Source organism: Sodalis sp. (in: enterobacteria), from assembly GCF_047607725.1.
Taxonomy (GTDB): domain Bacteria; phylum Pseudomonadota; class Gammaproteobacteria; order Enterobacterales; family Enterobacteriaceae; genus JBLKSS01.
Window position 1 is genome coordinate 1 of sequence record NZ_JBLKSS010000309.1, and the last position, 1,642, is coordinate 1,642.

Sequence of the window (1,642 nt, forward strand, 5' to 3'; positions counted from 1 at the left end):
CTGTCGTACAATTATTATACGGATACGCAGGTCATCACGATGATGAACTATCTTATCCAGGAGGGTAATGCGGCTTCGCCACGCACGTTCATTACCGAGATAGCCAAACGCGCAGAGAAACACGAGGAGGCGCTTATGACCATTGCAGAAGCATTGAAGCAGGAAGGGATCCAACTTGGACGCCAAGAAGGTAAGCTCGAAGTAGCTTGCCAAATGCTGGATGGCGGCATGGCCCCAGCAACGGTCAAGCGGTTTACTGGCCTCACTGATAGTGACATCCTGAAGCTGAAAAGATAGAAAAGACCGGCGGAGGGGATGCCAGTCAAGAAGATGATGGTGAGTCTATGAGAAATTATAGTCAGTGTATTGAGAATATCGGCATTCTCTGGCGTTACATGAATTTCTCTTAAAAAATCGATACTATGAAAGAAAAATCACCATTTCAGCTCGCCGGTATTCACTTTATCCCCAAGTTCCAGAGAGCTTTCATCAGCAAGTTGGGGATAAAGCGATTTCATGGCCTTAATCACGCCAGTAGAATGATTATTGTCTTTCAACTATCTGACGACAATTATTTTTGCCGTTGGCGACAATTACAAAGGTTAGAGATTAGACCAGTCGGCTAGTCAGTTTTACGGACAATAATCATGAGCGATACCGAAAGTATGAATCTCGGTTTTATGTCCTCTGGGAAGCGCATAGTAACCTTTGGTTGTTTTAATGCCCGTTAGGGCATGCAAGGCGCGAACGGGTCTTACAGAGGCGTACAGGAGCTAATCCGCGCCGATACGTGAGCGTAGCGAACTACGTAGCGGAAGAAACCACGGAACCGCGCAAAGCGCCTCCTGCCAAGCCGGTTTGTGATGTCACTTTTTCGCTATTTTAATTGTCGCCAATCGGCCAAAATAATTGTCGTCAGATATGCGCGGTTATCTACAGGTTGGCGCTCGTCTAAATTCTTTTTCTGTTTTAAGAATCTATAGTGATATTGCATCTATTCCTGAGAGTGCATCTAGCCCTCGGTTTTGAATTGCATTGATGTGTGGATAAGTACCGTGCTCTGGTGGGAGTATTGGGAAAATGCGGGAATTTTTAGCAGGAATGGGGATTTTTGCTGTGGGCGTTGGTCAGAAAATAACCTCTGCTGAATTCAGGGCGAGCGAAGCCCTGCGCCGTTAAGCGCATAGTTTGACTTACGGTATATCGGGTTAGCCGGTGCCGGGCGGCGCGGTCGCCAGCTTGCACATAGCATGGTAACGCTGCGTGACCATCCGGTTCAGTTCAACATGCCCCATCGCACCAAGCTCTTCCTTGCTGTAGAGCTTCACCAGGTCGTTGAGGATATGCTTGCGGGCCTGGTGGCGCTGCTTGCTCCGCGCCAGCTTTTTGGTGCGATAGTCAAAGGCGCGCCGGATATGCTCCGTTTTGGCCCGGCGGCGGGCTTCGGTCAGCGTAATAGGCCCTTCCCCCGCGTCCCGTAGCTTCTGGTTCTCCCAGGAAAGCTGCTGCTGGGCAGACAGATATTTACCGTACTCGTAGCCAATCAGCACAAAGAACAACTCGGTGACCCAGATGATATTGGGAATATAGGAGGCAGTGGTATCGTCCCATATCCGGTTGCAGAGCACCGCGCCGATAGCCT

General features: G+C 49.6%; 1 protein-coding gene and 2 pseudogenes. 1 reads left to right on the forward strand and 2 read right to left on the reverse strand.

All coding sequences use genetic code 11. The features are described from left to right. Positions 1–297, forward strand: a pseudogene (locus ACMX3H_RS18865) (ISNCY family transposase); the annotation flags it as partial. Between the two features lie 137 nt (positions 298–434). Here the strand turns inward: ACMX3H_RS18865 and ACMX3H_RS18870 are convergent. Together ACMX3H_RS18870 and repA are read right to left on the reverse strand one after the other, a co-directional pair. Beyond that, positions 435–539, reverse strand: a pseudogene (locus ACMX3H_RS18870) (MBL fold metallo-hydrolase); the annotation flags it as partial. A gap of 669 nt (positions 540–1,208) precedes the next feature. Beyond that, positions 1,209–1,642: plasmid replication initiator RepA (repA, locus tag ACMX3H_RS18875; RefSeq protein WP_415211872.1), on the reverse strand; the 434-nt coding region annotated here is incomplete at its 5' end.